The sequence below is a fragment of the Mycobacterium sp. NPDC050441 genome, assembly GCF_040655355.1.
Taxonomy (GTDB): domain Bacteria; phylum Actinomycetota; class Actinomycetes; order Mycobacteriales; family Mycobacteriaceae; genus Mycobacterium.
This window is the reverse complement of sequence record NZ_JBFAJS010000006.1, coordinates 445,845-461,722: the sequence shown is the minus strand read 5'-3', so window position 1 is coordinate 461,722 and position 15,878 is coordinate 445,845. Positions and strand designations below refer to the sequence as shown.

Annotated in this window: 14 protein-coding genes; 9 read left to right on the top strand and 5 right to left on the bottom strand. The window is 67.7% G+C overall.

Annotated elements, in window-relative coordinates; all coding sequences use genetic code 11:
• Positions 1-2 precede the first annotated feature (2 nt).
• Entirely contained in the window at positions 3-1,166 is a 1,164-nt protein-coding gene (sucC, locus tag AB0I14_RS20645) for an ADP-forming succinate--CoA ligase subunit beta (protein ID WP_358025368.1), read from the bottom strand.
• A gap of 272 nt (positions 1,167-1,438) precedes the next feature.
• Here sucC and AB0I14_RS20640 point away from each other — a divergent pair, with 272 nt between their 5' ends.
• A complete protein-coding gene (locus AB0I14_RS20640) occupies positions 1,439-2,527 on the top strand; it encodes a M23 family metallopeptidase (RefSeq protein WP_358025366.1) in 1,089 nt (362 codons plus the stop codon).
• Positions 2,528-3,166 carry a hypothetical protein gene (locus tag AB0I14_RS20635; protein WP_358025364.1) on the top strand — a complete coding sequence of 213 codons (639 nt, stop codon included), beginning with the start codon at positions 2,528-2,530 and terminating at the stop codon, positions 3,164-3,166.
• 13 nt (positions 3,167-3,179) lie between these two features.
• On the opposite strand, the gene AB0I14_RS20630 is transcribed toward AB0I14_RS20635, so the two are convergent.
• Positions 3,180-4,382 (bottom strand): cytochrome P450, encoded by a 1,203-nt coding sequence (locus AB0I14_RS20630; protein WP_358025362.1) that lies wholly within the window; start codon positions 4,380-4,382, stop codon positions 3,180-3,182.
• Between the two features lie 207 nt (positions 4,383-4,589).
• Here AB0I14_RS20630 and AB0I14_RS20625 point away from each other — a divergent pair, with 207 nt between their 5' ends.
• From AB0I14_RS20625 to AB0I14_RS20600, 6 genes are read left to right on the top strand one after another with little or no spacing between them, the layout of a single operon-like run.
• A complete protein-coding gene (locus tag AB0I14_RS20625) occupies positions 4,590-5,549 on the top strand; it encodes an ABC transporter substrate-binding protein (RefSeq protein ID WP_358025360.1) in 960 nt (319 codons plus the stop codon).
• Positions 5,546-6,424, top strand: coding sequence for an ABC transporter permease (locus AB0I14_RS20620; RefSeq protein WP_358025358.1), 879 nt, complete (start codon positions 5,546-5,548; stop codon positions 6,422-6,424). Before AB0I14_RS20625 ends, AB0I14_RS20620 begins: the two co-directional genes overlap by 4 nt.
• A complete protein-coding gene (locus AB0I14_RS20615) occupies positions 6,421-7,158 on the top strand; it encodes an ABC transporter ATP-binding protein (RefSeq protein ID WP_358025356.1) in 738 nt (245 codons plus the stop codon). The genes AB0I14_RS20620 and AB0I14_RS20615 overlap by 4 nt, the downstream gene beginning before the upstream one ends.
• Positions 7,142-8,734 carry an FAD-binding protein gene (locus AB0I14_RS20610; protein WP_358025354.1) on the top strand — a complete coding sequence of 531 codons (1,593 nt, stop codon included), beginning with the start codon at positions 7,142-7,144 and terminating at the stop codon, positions 8,732-8,734. Before AB0I14_RS20615 ends, AB0I14_RS20610 begins: the two co-directional genes overlap by 17 nt.
• Positions 8,731-9,168 (top strand): ferredoxin family protein, encoded by a 438-nt coding sequence (locus tag AB0I14_RS20605; protein ID WP_358025352.1) that lies wholly within the window; start codon positions 8,731-8,733, stop codon positions 9,166-9,168. The genes AB0I14_RS20610 and AB0I14_RS20605 overlap by 4 nt, the downstream gene beginning before the upstream one ends.
• Before the next feature lie 3 nt (positions 9,169-9,171).
• Entirely contained in the window at positions 9,172-9,663 is a 492-nt protein-coding gene (locus tag AB0I14_RS20600) for a hypothetical protein (RefSeq protein WP_358025350.1), read from the top strand.
• On the opposite strand, the gene pcrA is transcribed toward AB0I14_RS20600, so the two are convergent.
• The gene (gene pcrA / locus AB0I14_RS20595; RefSeq protein WP_358025348.1) at positions 9,660-11,999 is read right to left on the bottom strand and encodes a DNA helicase PcrA; all 2,340 of its coding nucleotides are present in this window, start codon (positions 11,997-11,999) and stop codon (positions 9,660-9,662) included. The genes AB0I14_RS20600 and pcrA overlap by 4 nt on opposite strands.
• A 70-nt stretch (positions 12,000-12,069) precedes the next feature.
• On the opposite strand from pcrA, the gene AB0I14_RS20590 reads away from it, so the two are divergent.
• Positions 12,070-12,312, top strand: coding sequence for a chorismate mutase (locus AB0I14_RS20590; RefSeq protein WP_090518080.1), 243 nt, complete (start codon positions 12,070-12,072; stop codon positions 12,310-12,312).
• A 3-nt stretch (positions 12,313-12,315) separates the two neighbouring features.
• Here the strand turns inward: AB0I14_RS20590 and AB0I14_RS20585 are convergent, their stop codons facing one another.
• Together AB0I14_RS20585 and AB0I14_RS20580 are read right to left on the bottom strand one after the other, a co-directional pair.
• Positions 12,316-14,343: an acyltransferase family protein gene (locus tag AB0I14_RS20585; RefSeq protein ID WP_358025346.1), complete on the bottom strand. Its 2,028-nt coding sequence runs from the start codon at positions 14,341-14,343 to the stop codon at positions 12,316-12,318.
• Between the two features lie 80 nt (positions 14,344-14,423).
• Complete coding sequence (locus tag AB0I14_RS20580; protein ID WP_358025344.1) at positions 14,424-15,872, bottom strand: NAD-dependent succinate-semialdehyde dehydrogenase; 1,449 nt, start codon at positions 15,870-15,872, stop codon at positions 14,424-14,426.
• Positions 15,873-15,878: the final 6 nt, after the last annotated feature.

Genomic DNA, 15,878 nt, shown 5'->3' with positions numbered 1-15,878 from the left:
CCTTACTTGTTCGCCAGCTCGGCGGCCTTGTCGGCGCCGGCGTCCATGGTCTCGGCCTGGACAACCAGGGGATGGTTGGCCTCGGCGAGGATGCGCCGACCCTCTTCGACGTTGTTGCCGTCCAGGCGGACGACGAGCGGCTTGTTGGCCTCGTCACCGAGGATCCGCAGCGCCTGCACGATGCCGTTGGCCACCGCGTCACAGGCGGTGATGCCGCCGAACACGTTGACGAACACGCTCTTGACCTGGCTGTCGTTCAGGATGACGTCGAGGCCGTTGGCCATGACCTCAGCCGAGGCGCCGCCGCCGATGTCGAGGAAGTTGGCGGGCTTCACGCCGCCGTGCTTCTCACCTGCGTAGGCGACCACGTCCAGCGTCGACATGACCAGACCGGCACCGTTACCGATGATGCCCACCTCGCCGTCGAGCTTGACGTAGTTGAGGTCGTTCTCCTTGGCCTTGAGCTCCAGGGGATCCGTCGCGTCCTTGTCCTCGAACTCGGCGTGGCCGGGCTGCCGGAAATCGGCGTTGGCATCGAGGGTGACCTTGCCGTCCAGCGCCAGGATCTGGTCGTCGGGCGTGCGCACCAGCGGGTTGACCTCAACCAGCGTGGCGTCCTCGCCGACGAACACCTCCCACAGCTTCTGGATGGTCACGGCAGCGGCGTCGAGCACCTCGGCGGGCAGGTGACCCTGCTCGGCGATCGACCGAGCGAAGGCCAGGTCGACGCCCTTGACCGCGTCGACGGGCACCTTGGCGAGCCGCTCGGGCTTGGTGGCAGCGACTTCCTCGATCTCCATGCCGCCTTCAACCGAGCACATGGCCAGGTACGTGCGGTTGGAACGGTCGAGCAGGAACGAGATGTAGTACTCCTCGGCGATGTCGCTCGCCTCGGCCACCAGCAACTTTTTGACGACGTGACCCTTGATGTCGAGACCCAGGATGTTGGTCGCGTGCTCGAGGGCGTCTTCGGGGGTGGCCGCATACTTCACGCCGCCGGCCTTACCGCGGCCGCCGACCTTCACCTGCGCCTTGATCATCACGGGCTTGCCGATTTCGGTGGCGATCGCCTTGGCGTCCTCGGCCGAGTCGGTCACGCGGCCCGGGGTCGTGGGGACGTTGTGCTTGGCGAACAGCTCTTTTGCCTGATATTCGAAGAGATCCATGTGCTTCCTAGATAGGCGTTGTCTGTCTGCGTTGACTTAGAAACTGCCCGGCCTGTACTTGCCGGACGGGCCCGCTGGCACTTTATCCATCACTGAGTGACGGGTTAGCATCGCCTCCGGCTCATGTGGTAGATCTCACCGCCCACGGGAGGTGATACGGATCACATTCTGGCGCGGAATAGACCCATAAGTTGCCACCATCATTGGGATTTGGTTAACGTGCCTCTGGTCCAGATAACGTTCAGGTCACGACGAAGAAGGATTCTCGAGTCTTGTCGCAGCATCGTTCGTCCGCAGCTCCGCGAGGAGTGTCGACGGACGCGCGCCAGCGCAGACGCCGTGTTTCGCCTGAAGAACTGGACGCCGCGGAGATCACCGACGTCATCCCGTTCAGCGCTTTCGAAGCGTTCGATGACCACTCCGACCATGATGATCGCGGATCGGACGACCACGAATCCGGCGTGATCTTCGCCCCCGAACTCGACGACATGGACGACACCGACGACCTGGTGCCCGTCCGCCTTGCCGTCCCCTCACGCTTCCGTCCCGAGGCAGGCAGTGACCGCGGCTCCCGTTACGCGTACCGGGACAGCCACACCGACGTGAGCGACGGCGTCGCCGCCACCGACGTGATCAACCTGTCCGGCCGGCGCGGTGCCCACCGCAAGGAGCACGCCGGGGCCGTCAAGAGCCGCCTGATGATCGCCGCCATGGCTGCGGGTGCCACCGCCGCCGGCGCCTACTCGCTGGGTAACCCCACCGAGACCAACGCTGACGACACGATCCTTGCCTCCGAGGGCAGCCACATCGAAGGCGCCTCCGTCACCGGCTCGGTGGACGGCATGCAGATCGTCTCGGTCTCCTCGACCGCCGACACCTCGGTGCACGCCGAAGAGATCACGAAGGCCGCCGCCTTCGCCCAGGAACGCGCTGAGCGCGAGGCCCGGCTGTCACGCCCGCTGTTCGTCATGCCCACCAAGGGTTACGTCTGGACCTCGAACTTCGGTTACCGCTGGGGCGTGCTGCACGCAGGCATCGACCTCGCGAGCCCGATCGGTACCCCGATCGTGGCGGTCTCCGACGGCGTCGTCATCGCCTCGGGCCCGACCGCCGGCTACGGCGCGTGGGTCAAACTGCGCCACGCCGACGGCACCGTCACGCTCTACGGTCACATCAACACGTGGCTCGTCAGCGTGGGCGACCGGGTGATGGCCGGCGATCAGATCGCCACCGTCGGGAATCGGGGCTACTCCACCGGCCCCCACCTGCATTTCGAGGTTCTGCAGAACGGCACCAGCCGCATCGATCCGGTGCCGTGGCTGTCCAAGCGAGGCCTCAGCCTCGGCAGCTATGTTGGCTGAGTGAGCGACGACGGACCAGCCGATCACCCCGACGAAGACGACGACCACACCCGCATCATCCGGCGCCAGCCACAGGAGCCGATTTCCCGGCCCGTACCGGTGGCCGACGAACCGCACACCAGCATCATCCGGCGTCATCCCACCGGCGCCATTCCCACCGCGGGTAGCGCGGAGCCTCAGACCAGCCTGATCGGCCGTGCGGACGACGACGCCAGCACGAGCTATGTGCCCCGCGCCCGGCCCGTGATCGTCCCGCGCACCCCGGCGGGCGCCAATCCGCGTACGGCGATCGTGGCGGCCACGTTGGCCATCCTCAGCGGCTGGGCCACCGGCGTGATCGCGACCGATCTGATCGCGGGCTGGTGGCGCACCGACCGATTGTTCTGCGTGGCCATCGGTTTCCTGGCGGCGATCTCGGCTGCAGCAACCATCGGGGGGCTCATCGCATTGTTGCTGCGGCGCCGGATGGGCCGGCTGCTGGTCGTCGTCGGCGCGGTCATCGGCCTGCTGATCTTCGGCAGCCTGTTCATCGCCGGGGCCAGACTGCACCCCGTCGTCTACGCGATGCCGGCCCTACCCGTGGCCACCATCCTGTTCACCGCTTTGCCCTCGACCGCGCGCTGGAGCGCACGCCCATAGGTGCCCGGCGCACCTAGAATTTGACCGGCAACCTTGCCCACCCTCGAACACTGGAGGTATGGGCGCGAAAAGCGTTGGCGTAGTCGACCTCCCAGTCCGTCCACCGCTTGAGCACCTCCTCGAAGGCGACCCGGGCCTCCAGCCTCGCCAGCGCCGAACCCAGGCAGAAATGCAGGCCCTGACCGAAGCTCAGATGCCCGCCCGCGCGATGGATGTCGAACCGGTCCGGATCGGTGAACTTCGACTCGTCGCGGTTGGCGGACCCGTTGAGCAGCAGCATGTAGGAGCCCTCAGGGACGGCCTGCCCGTAATGCTCGACGTCGCAGGCGACGTACCGGGCCTGCACCGGTGACGGCGGTTCGAAGCGCAACGTCTCCTCCACTGCCTTCGGGATCAGGCCCGGATCGGCCACGAGTTCGCGGCGTTGGTCCGGATGCTCACCGAGCAGCTGGCCCATGAAACCGATGAGCCGCGCGGTGGTTTCATTGCCCGCGCCGGCGATCATCGCGGTGTAGGCCAGTACCTCGGTGCGCGTCAGCGGCCGCTGTCCGCCATCGCCGTCTTCCACTTCCGCGGTGAGTAGATCTGTCATCAGGTCGTCGGAGGGATGCGATGCCCGCCATTCGATGTACTCGGCGAACATCGCGATGGCGTCGGCGAAGATCGTCGGGCTCACCCCGTCGGCACTCGCATCGACCGACGCGACGGTGATGGCCTTGTCGTTGCGATCCCGGATGCTCTGTTGCTCCGCCTCGGGAATGCCCAGCAGGTAGCCGATGGTCCGCATCGGCATGAATGCCCCGAGATCGGCGACGAAGTCCAGTCCGTCCTGCCCGCGCAGGGGATCCAGTGCCTTGGCGCAGAATTCGCGCACCAGGTCCTCGACTGCCAGCATGCGGCGCGGCGTGAAGACTTTCGACAGCAGCCGACGGTGCAGATCGTGCAGCGGCGGGTCCTCGAACAGCAGGATGCCCGGCGGGACCTCGATGCCGCTGAACAGGATGTCGGCCGTGGTGCCCCGCCCAGACCGGTAGGCCTGCCAGTTGGGTAGCTCGCGGGCCACATCGCCCCAGCGGCTGAGCGCGTAGAAGTTGTACTTCTCGTTGTAGTAGAGCGGCGCCTCGCTGCGCATCTGCTTCCAGATCGGGTACGGGTCGTCGTCGATGTCGTTGTCGAACGGGTCGTAATACAACTCCACAGCCTCTTGCGTCGTCACCGATCCACTTTCCCGTCCACCCGGTACCAAATAGTTGTTCCACCGTACTGTGCGGTTCGCCGGACGGTCAATCACCCTCACAGTGCCTTTCAAGCCAGCCGCCTTCCAGATCTGCCTGAGCCAAACCGTCGACCCGGAATCGGGCCGGGCGTCTACTGGGGCCGATTCGCGTGTGCTCACGCCTTGACACCCCGGAGGCCCGCTCCCATGTTCAACCGCCTGTTGCGCACCGCATTTGCGCTCACCGTCATCACCACCGCAATCTCTTGCAGCGCCAACGACAACAACGCCGACGGCTACACCCTGCGCGTCGGGGCGACCTCGGTGACCGGAACCCCCGCGGGGTCCCTGGGCTGGGGCGACCGACAGGGCATCCTGAACGAACAGCTGAAATCCGCCGGGGTCGGCAAGATCGAGTACTCGTTCTTCCAGTCCGGCAGCGATGTTGCCTCAGCGCTGTTCGCCGGCGCCATCGACGTCGCCGCCATCGGCGACAACCCCGGATTGCGGGCACGCAGTCGTGACCCGAAAGTGATTCTGCTGTCGCTGGATTCAGTGAACGGCGACGCCTGGTTGGTGGGCGCCAAGGGCGGACCCACCGAGATCAAGGGGCTGGCCGGCAAGGACATCACCGCGCCGCAGGGCACCATCCGCGACCGCGCCGCCAGACAACTCATCGACGCCGCCGGCCTGACCGGCCAGATCCACGTGCGTGACGTCCCCACCCCCGAGTCCATCGCCGGGCTGAGTTCCGGAAAGATCGACGCGGCCATCGTGACCGGCTCCAGCGCAGCCGAGCTGGAATCCAAGGGCTTCCCGATCATCGACAGCCTGTCACGGCACGGCTTCGGCAGCACCGGCACCAACATCGCCCTGCGCTCGTTCACCGACGCCCACCCCGAGTTCGCCGGCGCCTGGCAGCAGGCGGTCACCACCGTCAATCGCGACATCACCGAGAACTTCGACGACTATCTGTCCTGGGTCGCACAGACCGACGACACCGACCTGAAGTTCGTCCAGAAGTCCACCCGTGCCGAGGAATTCAATACCGAACCGTTCCCCCAGGTCGGTGTGGACCAGCTCGAGGCCGCCTACAAGTTCCTCAACGCCGACGGGTCGTTCGACCACGAGTACTCGGTCCGGGAATGGGCCGGGGCGAAGTCATGACCGCCGCAGTGAGCACCGCGACCGCCGTCCGGGCCCGAGCCGTGCGTCCCGAACTCATCGAGGTCGTCGGCGGCCGAGGCCGCCGAAAAGGCCTGTGGGCGCGCCTTCCTCGGCCCGTGCGCCGTCTGATGAGTCCCGCGCTGATCCTGGCGATCTGGACCGTCGGCTCCGCCACCGGGTTCCTCAACACCGACCTCTTTCCGCCGCCGACCCAGGTGGCCGCCACCGCGTGGCGCCTGCTCGGCGACGGGCAGCTCGCCACACACGTCGGCGCTTCGGCCGTCCGGGTGCTGACCGGCACAGTGCTGGGCATCGTCATCGGGGTCGGGCTCGCGGTCCTCGCCGGCCTCACGCGCACCGGTGAGGACCTGCTCGACTGGACGATGCAGATCCTCAAGGCGGTACCGAATTTCGCGTTGACCCCACTGCTGATCATCTGGATGGGCATTGGCGAGGGTCCCAAGATCGTGTTGATCACCACGGGCGTGGCGATCGCGATCTACATCAACACCTACTCCGGAATCCGTGGTGTGGACCGGCAACTCGTGGAGATGGCGCAGACTCTCGAGGCCCCACGCCACACCTTGATCACCCAGGTGATCCTGCCCGGGGCGATGCCGAATTTCCTGGTCGGCCTGCGACTGGGGCTCTCCAGTGCCTGGTTGAGCCTGATCTTCGCCGAGATGATCAACACCACCCAGGGCATCGGCTACCTGATGTCACGAGCCCAGACCAACCTGCAGTTCGACGTGTCACTGCTGGTGATCGTCATCTACGCGGTCGCGGGCCTGCTGTCCTACACCCTGGTGCGGCTGCTGGAACGGCTCCTGCTGTCCTGGCGCAACGGTTTCGAGGGTCTCGGAGCGCCCGCATGAACGCACCGGTCGTCGAGGTACACGGCCTGCGGCGCGCATTCGGCGATCAGCAGGTGCTCGACGACCTCGAATTGCGGATCGCCGACGGCGAATTCGTCGCGATGCTCGGCCGGTCCGGTTCCGGCAAGAGCACCCTGCTGCGCGTGCTGGCCGGGCTAGACGACCAAGTCACCGGCTCGGCGAAGGTGCCCCGCTCGCGGGCGGTGGTGTTCCAGAACCCGCGGCTGCTGCCCTGGCGGCGCGCCCTGGCCAACGTGACCTTCGCACTGCCCGACGCCGGACCCGACGCGCCCAGCCGGACCGCGCGCGGGCGGGCCGCGCTCGAGGAAGTAGGCCTCACCGACAAGACCAGGGCCTGGCCGTTGTCACTGTCCGGCGGTGAGGCGCAACGGGTTTCCCTGGCCCGCGCCCTGGTCCGCGAACCCGACCTGTTGCTGCTCGACGAACCGTTCGGCGCGCTCGACGCGCTCACCCGGCTCAAGATGTACGGCCTGCTGCATGAGCTGTGGTCACGCAGGCACATGGCAGTCCTGCACGTCACCCATGACGTCGACGAGGCGATCCTGCTGGCCGACCGGGTCGTGGTGCTCTCCGGCGGGCGCGTATCCCTGGACCGTCGTGTCGAACTGCCCTTCCCCCGCACCCGCAGCGACGACGGTTTCGACGATCTGCGCCGCGCGCTGCTGGCCGAACTCGGCGTCCGAGAGGAAGTAGGCCATGACCGCTCCCGCTGACCCTCATGCACTGAGCACCGACGTCCTGGTGATCGGCGGGGGGCCCGCAGCCACCTGGGCCGCCATCTCCGCCACCGAGTCCGGTGCCCGGGTCGTCCTGGTGGACAAGGGCTATTGCGGCACCAGCGGGGCGACGGCCGCCGGCGGCAACAACCTGTGGGCGGTCGGCCCCGGCCCGCGGCGCGAGGATTCAGTACGCGAACGTGAGCTGGCCGCGGGTCGGATCACCGACTCCGAGTGGATGTTCCGGGTCCTGGCGACTTCGTGGGACCGGCTCAAGCAGCTCTCCGAGTGGGGCTATCCCTTCCCGGTGGGCGCCGACGGCCGGGAGATGCGCAGCAGCCTCCAGGGCCCGGAGTACATGCGCCGGATGCGCCGCAAGGCTCATCGCAGTGGAGTGCTGATCCTCGACCACCACCCGGCGCTGCAGCTGACCGCCGACCCCGACGGCGTCGTCACCGGCGCCACCGGTATCGCCCGCCAGGACGGCGGCCGGCCCTGGCAGATCACCGCGGCTGCCGTCGTGCTGGCCACCGGCGGAACCGCCTTCCTGTCCGGAACCTTCGGCACCAACGTCGACACCGGCGAGGGTCTGCTGATGGCGGCCGAACACGGGGCGCATCTGTCGGGCATGGAGTTCTGCACCGCCTACGCACTGGCCCCCGAATGGGGCGTACACACCAAGGGCCGAATGCTGCAGTGGGGCAGCTTCTATGACGAGCACGGTCGACCGTTCAGCACGCAACGTGGGTTGAGCGGACGGCAGGACGCCCAGCGGGCACTGACCCGCGGCGAGCGAGTGTTCACCCGGCTGGACCGCGCCCCCGCACACATCCGCCAGACCATGCGCGACGCTCAGCCGAACTACTTTCTGCCGCTGGACAAGGCCGGTATCGACCCGTTCACCACGGCCTACCCGATCCGGATGGTCTACGAGGGATCGGTGCGCGGCACGGGTGGCCTGCGGCTGGTCGGGCCGGATTGTGCGACGACGGTTCCCGGACTGTATGCGGCCGGCGATGCCGCGACCCGCGAGCTCATCACCGGCTCGCTCTCGGGCGGCGGCAGCCGCAACGGCTCCTGGGCGATCGCCTCGGGCACGTTCGCCGGACGGGGTGCCGCGGAGTTCAGCCGCACCCGACGGGTCCCCACGGCCGCGGCGGCACCGCCCACTCCGCCGGCACGCTCCGGCGCGCCCACCGTCGAGGAGGTGGTGACAGTGGCCCAGTCGCACGTCCTGCCGCCGCAGCGCAGCTATCTGAAATCAGCTGAGCGGCTTCATGAGTCGGCCGATATCCTGGAAACCGTGTGGCGCGACATCGCCGACGGCCTGGCCCCGGTTCCGGCGCGCGAGGTCTACAAGCAGCGTCAGGCGGTCGCCATGGTGGCTGCGGCACGCTGGATCACGGCCGCTTCCCTGGCCCGGCCCGAGACCCGCGGCCTGCACCGCCGCGAGGATCTGCCCGAATCGGATCACCGCTTCGAGCACCGCATCCTGGTCGGCGGCCTCGACGAGATCTGGACCGGCCCTGATCCCGTTGCCCCGCAACTCATCTCTTCGGAGGCCGTGGCGTGATCGAGATCGTCAGCGCCACCGCATGCATCAAGTGCGACGTCTGTGTCAAGGTGTGCCCCACCGACGTCTTCGACCGTGGAAGCGACGGGGTGCCCGTCATCGCGCGCCAGTCCGACTGTCAGACCTGCTTCATGTGCGAGGCGTACTGCCCCACCGATGCGCTCTACGTCTCGCCGGTCTCCGTGCCCGCCGGCGCCGACAGCCCGCATGCGAATGAATCCGCGGTCGCCGAGGCCGGCCTGCTCGGCGGCTACCGGGAGATGGTCGGCTGGGGCCGGGGCCGCTCCCCCGGGTCCCGCCTCGACCAGAATCCCGCGCTGGCCTCCATTCCACCCCTGGCCGAGCCTCGGCTGGGCGCCCCCGCGATACTGGCCGACGGGCCCTGGAATCACCCGGGACCCGTTGCCGCACAGCCGTCCGGCGGTCATCCTTGACCCATGTCTGACGACGCGACTGCGGAAGCCAAAGGATCGGAGCCATCCGAGAACAAACTATTGCTCCACGGAGCAACCGTTTTCGCACGGCTGGCTTTGGCCGCGGCATTCCTGTCCGCCGTCGCCGACCGGTTCGGGCTGTGGGGACCGCCTGGTACACCGAATGTCGGTTGGGGGAACTTCGAGTCCTTCACCGCCTATGTCGGGGTCCTGGCGCCTTACCTTTCCGGCGTCTGGCTGGACCTGACGGTCTGGCTCGCGACAATCGCCGAGATCATCCTCGCCGTGGGACTGCTGTTGGGCGTCGCCCTGCGGTGGGTGTCGTTTGCCAGCGCCGCGACACTGATCGTCTTCGGCCTCTCGATGTTCTTCTTCGCCGGATTCGAGACACCGTTCAGCGCATCAGTTTTCACCGCCGCCGCGGCAGCCCTGCTGCTGGGCCTGGCGCCGGACGTGAGCCACGTCCTTCGGTTGGACCGGCTCGGCAAGCCTTAGAGCTTTTGCACCGGTGCGTGATTGTGCATGAGCTTGACGCGGCCCGCACTACCGAAGTCGATCAGTGACATCGCCGATTCGCCCATGCCCGAGACTTCCTCGACGCGGCCCAGGCCGTACTTGTCGTGAGTGACCCGGTCGCCGGGCTCCAGCGTGATCACCGGACGGTTGCGGGCCGGCGCCGGCCGTGACGGCGACGGACGCGGGCTGCCGTAGCGGCCGGCATTGCCGACCGGCGCACTCATCGACGACGACGGCTGCTCGACACGTCGCCAATTGATCAGGTCTTCCGGAATCTCGCGCAGGAACCGCGATTCCGGGTTGAGCATGGGCTGACCCCACGACGACCGCACCTTGGCCCGGCTCAGGTAGAGGCGCTTACGGGCCCGGGTGATGCCTACGTAGGCCAACCGGCGTTCCTCGGACAACTCATTGGGATCGCCCAGTGCCCGCATGTGCGGGAACATGCCGTCCTCCCAGCCGGTGACGAACACCGCCGGGAACTCCAGCCCCTTGGCGGTGTGCAGGGTCATCATCGTCACCACGCCCGCACCGTCTTCGGGGATCTCGTCGGCGTCGGCCACCAGCGAAACCCGTTCCAGGAACTGGGCCAGCACCCCGGTGTCGGGGATGTCCTCGTCGACCGGCTCGCCCTCGCCCTGTTCGGCCAGGGCCCGGGCATTGGCCAGGTCGGTGCTGAATTCGTGTGCGACGCTGACCAATTCGTTGAGGTTGTCCAACCGGGCCAGATCCTGCGGATCGCTGGAGGCCTCCAGCTCGCGGCGGTAGCCGGTGCGCTCGAGCACGGCCTCCACCAGGTCGCCGAGTTCGTCATCGAGCTTGGCCCGCAACTGGTCGAGCATCTGCACGAAGCTCGCGATGGCCTTCTCCGAGCGGGAGTTGAGCATCGGCACCCGACCCTCGGCGGCGGCCTGCAGCGCATCGTTGAAGCTGGCGCCGGTGTTCTCGGCGTAGACCGCGACGCAGGCCTCGGCCCGGTCACCGATGCCGCGCCGCGGCGTGTTGAGGATGCGACGCATGCTCACCGAGTCACCCGGATTGTCCAACACCCGCAGGTAGGCGACGATGTCGCGGATCTCGCGGCGCTCGTAGAACCGCACCCCGCCGACGACCTTGTACGGGATGCCGGCGCGGATGAACACTTCCTCCAGCGCGCGCGAGGAGTTGTTGGTGCGGTAGAACACCGCGACGTCACCGTATTTCAGGCCCTCGCTGTCGGCGAGCGAGTCGATCTCCGAGGCGACGAACCGGGCCTCGTCGTGTTCGTTGTCGGCCACATAGCCGACGATCAGCTCGCCCTCGCCTTCCTCGGTCCACAACCGCTTCTCCCGGCGGCCCGTGTTGCGGGCGATCACCGAGTTGGCCGCGTTCAGGATGGTCTGGGTGGAGCGGTAATTCTGTTCCAACAGGATGGTCGTCGCGTCCGGGTAGTCGCGCTCGAAGTCCTCGATGTTGCGGATCGTCGCGCCGCGGAATGCGTAGATGGACTGATCGGCGTCACCCACCACGCACAGCTCGGACGCCGCCACCCCGTCGTTCTCGTCGAGATGATGCCCCACCAACTCGCGCACCAACACGTACTGCGCATGGTTGGTGTCCTGGTACTCGTCGACCAGGATGTGGCGGAACCGGCGGCGGTAGTACTGGGCGATCTGCGGGAAGGCCTGCAGGATCCCGACCGTCTCGCCGATCAGATCGTCGAAGTCCAGCGCATTGGCCGCGCGCAGCCTGCGCTGATACTCGCCATAGACCTGGGCGATGATGCCGGCCATCTCCTCGGCCGCCTCCGAGGCCTCGGCCGCCGCCTGCTCGGGGCCGATCAGCTCGTTCTTCAGGTTCGAGATGCCGTTGGCCAGCAGCCGCGGCGAATACCGCTTGGTGTCCAACCCCATGTCCTTGCCGATCATCATCAGCAGGCGCCGGGAATCGTCCGAGTCGTAGATCGAGAAATTGGAGTTCAGCCCCGGCAGCAGCGAAGCCTGGTTACGCAGGATCCGCACGCAGGTGGAGTGGAAGGTGGACACCCACATATTTCGAGCCTTGGGGCCGACCAGGCTCACCACCCGCTCGCGCATCTCGGCGGCCGCCTTGTTGGTGAAGGTGATGGCCAGGATCTGCCCCACGCCCACGTCACGTGCCGCGAGAATATAAGCGATACGCCTGGTCAGCACGGCTGTCTTACCCGACCCGGCACCCGCGACGATCAGCAACGGCGTCCCTTCGTGCAGCACCGCCTGGCGCTGCTGAGGGTTCAGGCCTTCGAGCAGATCCGAGTGGAGTTGGTCCGTGTCACTGGAGACGGGGGAAGTGGTCATCTTGCGTTCAAACTTACCGCTGAGCGGGGACAGTTTTGCGCTGGCACGGGCCGACTGAGACGATCAGCCTGTGCCTGAGATCGATGACCTGCGCCGGGAGATAGACGAGCTCGACGCCACCATCCTTGCCGCGGTCCAGCGCCGCGCCGAGGTTTCCAAGCTGATCGGCAAGGCCCGGATGGCCTCCGGCGGCACCCGCCTGGTGCACAGCCGCGAGATGCAGGTCATCGAGCGGTACAGCGTGCTCGGCCCCGAAGGCAAAGACCTGGCCATTCTGCTGCTGCAGCTCGGCCGCGGCCGACTCGGCCACTAGGCCCTAGCGCACCGCCGGTTTGGCCGGTCCCGCCGGTTTGGCGGGCGTGTTGAGCGAATCGAGCAGCCACGGCGTCAGCCACTGGACCGCCTCGGACGTCGGGTGCACGCCGTCGCTGCGCATCCGGACCCCGTTGATCTTCGCGGTGTACTTGCCGTCCGGGTTGAGCTTGTCGTTGAAATCCAGCACCGACACGCCTGCCCGTTGGCTGGCCACATTGCGCAGCATGGTGTTCCAGGCCTGCACCCGGCCCGGCTGATCCTCGGGATACAGCGTCCCGTCGGACCGCTCGCCGCGCCGGTTGTACGGCGCCGTGGTCACCACGACGCGGGCGCCGGTCGCGCTGAGGATGTCCAATGCGCGCTGCAGCTCACCTTTGAGATAGGCGTCGTAGGCGTCGTTGCCGACGTGCATCCACCGCCCGTGCCAGGTCCGGTCCACAACCTCCCAGCGCCCGATCATCAACAGCACGGTGTCGGGCCGGTCATGGGCGATCCGCTGGGCCCAGCGCTCCGGCCAGGAATCGCACTCCGGCTTCTGGTTCAGCGTCTCCCCGGCCGACCGGTACGGTCCACCGCGGGCGATGCCGCAGCCGATGGTCGTGTAATCGCTGAAATGAAAACCCGGCGTGGCGGGCAGATACCGCATCAACGTCCACGCCACCGAGTCGCCGAACACCGCAACGGTCCGCGTGCCGGGCGGAAGCGCCGGTACCGGTCCCACCGGGACGGCCCGCTCCGCGCCGATGTCCTGCTCGGATGCGGCGGCGGCCATCACGTCCGGGCCCGCCGGGCGCGTCGGGACGCCGACCGGGACGATCGTCATCGTCACCACCGCGGCGGTGGCCACCGTGGCCGCCGCCAGCCGCAGCATCGGGACGTGCTGCGGGCGCCAGTGCCGGACCGGCTGCTCGATCGCCCACCACGACACCCACGACACCGCGATCGTCACCGCACACCGCAGCGCCAGCAGTGACCAGCCGGCCAGGCCGGTGCGTTCGCCGTTGAGGATCAAGAAGATCGGCCAGTGCCACAGGTAGACGCCGTAGGAGATGACGCCGAGGGTGACCAACGGGTACCAGGCCAGTGCCCGCGCGACATAGCCGTCCTGGTCCAGTGCGACGGGGGCGACGACGAGGACGGCGCCCACGGCCACCACGATCAGCAGCCCGTGGTGGAATTCGTCGGCACTGCCGGTCGCCAGGTGCGCAGCCAACGCCAGCACCGCGACCCCGATCACCGGCAATGTCCAGGCGACCCAGCGCCGCCACCGGGTCCGGATCAGCGTGCCCGACACGGTCAGCGCCGACCAGTCACGCACCAGCAGCGCCGCGGCGGCCGCGCCGATCAGCAGCGCCTGCGCCCGGGTGTCGGTGCCGAAGTACACGCGGTTGAGCTCACCGGCATCGCCGGACAACAGGATCGCCGCCACGGCCGAGCCGGCTACGCCGAGCACGGCGAGCACGAAGACCACCACACGGACCGCTCCGGTCGAGCGGCGCCGTACCAGGAGCGCCGCGGCCAGCACCACCAGTGGCCACAGCAGGTAGTACTGCTCCTCGACAGCCAGCGACCAGGTGTGCTGCAACGGGGAGGGGGTGGCGCCCTGGCTGAAGTAGTCAGTGTCGGCGGCGACGAACACCCAGTTGGCCATCCAGACGAACGCCCCGACCGCGTCCTCGCGAAGTGAGGTCACCGCATCGGACGGGAACAGCGGGCGGGCGATCACAACGGCCAGGGTCATCAGCACCATCGCCGGCAGCAGGCGCTTGGCCCGGCGGATCCAGAAGCCTTTGAGGTCGATGCGCTCGGTGCGCCGGAACTCGTCGAGCAGCAGTGAGGTGATCAGGAATCCGCTGAGCACGAAGAAGACGTCGACACCGATGAAACCTCCGGCCACACCGGGCACCCCGCCGTGGCCGGCCAGCACCAGGGCCACCGCGATCGCGCGGATTCCGTCGAGTGCAGGGATGTCACGCCGGATGGAGGCACGCCGACGCCGACTGGCAGCACGGACTGGCGCCGCAGTCACGTCATGCCCTCCCGTCCTGGCTTCCGAGCTCCCGAGTTTAGGGGGCGTCGGGCGCCGAATCGGGAAGGCGCGACGAGGCGCTAACGGGTTAGCGCAATATATTTCGTGTCGAGGTACTCCTCGATGCCCTCGGACCCGCCCTCACGCCCGAAGCCGGACTCCTTGATGCCGCCGAACGGTGCGGCCGCATCGGAGATGACACCGCGGTTGATGCCGACCATGCCGGATTCGATGCGCTCGGCCACCCGCAACGCGCGGTCCAGCGACTGGGTGTAAACGTAAGCAGCCAAGCCGTATTGGGTGTTGTTCGCGGCGGCCACACCCTCGTCCTCGGTGTCGAACCCGGCGATCGGCGCGACGGGGCCGAAGATCTCCTCCTTGAGGATGCGGGCGTCGGCAGGCACGTCGGCGAGCACCGTGGCCGGGTAGAAGTTGCCGGGACCGCCGGGGGCGACGCCGCCGACCGCGACGGTCGCCCCTTTCGACACCGCGTCGGAGACGAGTTCGGTGACGGTGGCGACCTGCTTGGAGTTGATGAGGGGGCCCAACGTGGACGCGGGGTCGATGCCCTTGCCGAGCGTGAACTCGCTCATCCGCTTGACGAGCTTGTCGGTGAACTCCTCGCGCACCGAGTTGGCCACGTGGAAGCGGTTGGCGGCGGTGCAGGCCTCTCCGCCGTTGCGCATCTTGGCCAGGATCGCACCGTCGACCGCCGCGTCCACGTCGGCATCGTCGAACACGATGAACGGAGCGTTCCCGCCCAACTCCATCGACGTGCGCAGCAGCTTGTCGGCGGATTGCTTCACGAGTGCCTTGCCCACCCCGGTGGAGCCGGTGAAGGTGAGCTTGCGCAGCCGGCCGTCATCGATCAGTGCGGTGGTCACCGCACCCGGGTTGCTGGTCGGCAGCACCGAGAGCACGCCCTTGGGCAGGCCGGCCTCATCCATCAGCTTGGCCAGCAGCAGCATCGTCAGCGGAGTTTCCTGCGCGGGTTTGACGATCATGGTGCAGCCCGCGGCGAAGGCAGGCCCCATCTTGCGAGTGCCCATGGCCAGCGGGAAGTTCCATGGCGTGATCGCGTAGCACGGGCCGACGGCCTGCTTGGTGACGAGGATCCGACCGGTGCCCGCCGGCGCCGGGGTGTAGCGACCGGCGATGCGCACCGCTTCTTCGGAGAACCATCGGAAGAACTCGGCGCCGTAGGCGACCTCGCCCTTGCTCTCGGCGACGACCTTGCCCATCTCCAGGGTCATCAACGCGGCGATGTCGTCGGCGCGTTCGGTGATCTTCTCGAACACCGAACGAAGGATCTCGCCTCGCTTGCGCGGCGCGGTTGCGGCCCATTCGGCCTGCACTGCGCATGCGGCGTCCAGTGCGGCGACGGCGTCGGCGGCGGCCGCGTCGGCCACGGTGGCCAACACCTGATCGTCGCTCGGATCGAGCACATTGAACGTCGACGCGGCCTGGCGTTCCTCACCACCGATCCAAAGACCCGTGGGCACGGATGAAATCAAGTCTTCAATGGCCATACATCA

Bases quoted from the DNA above. Each gene is read 5' to 3' on its own strand.
- sucC (WP_358025368.1), bottom strand. From the start codon at position 1,166: ATGGATCTCTTCGAATATCAGGCAAAAGAGCTGTTCGCCAAGCACAAC.
- AB0I14_RS20625 (WP_358025360.1), top strand. From the start codon at position 4,590: ATGTTCAACCGCCTGTTGCGCACCGCATTTGCGCTCACCGTCATCACC.
- AB0I14_RS20620 (WP_358025358.1), top strand. From the start codon at position 5,546: ATGACCGCCGCAGTGAGCACCGCGACCGCCGTCCGGGCCCGAGCCGTG.
- AB0I14_RS20615 (WP_358025356.1), top strand. From the start codon at position 6,421: ATGAACGCACCGGTCGTCGAGGTACACGGCCTGCGGCGCGCATTCGGC.
- AB0I14_RS20610 (WP_358025354.1), top strand. From the start codon at position 7,142: ATGACCGCTCCCGCTGACCCTCATGCACTGAGCACCGACGTCCTGGTG.
- AB0I14_RS20600 (WP_358025350.1), top strand. From the start codon at position 9,172: ATGTCTGACGACGCGACTGCGGAAGCCAAAGGATCGGAGCCATCCGAG.
- pcrA (WP_358025348.1), bottom strand. From the start codon at position 11,999: ATGACCACTTCCCCCGTCTCCAGTGACACGGACCAACTCCACTCGGAT.
- AB0I14_RS20580 (WP_358025344.1), bottom strand. From the start codon at position 15,872: ATGGCCATTGAAGACTTGATTTCATCCGTGCCCACGGGTCTTTGGATC.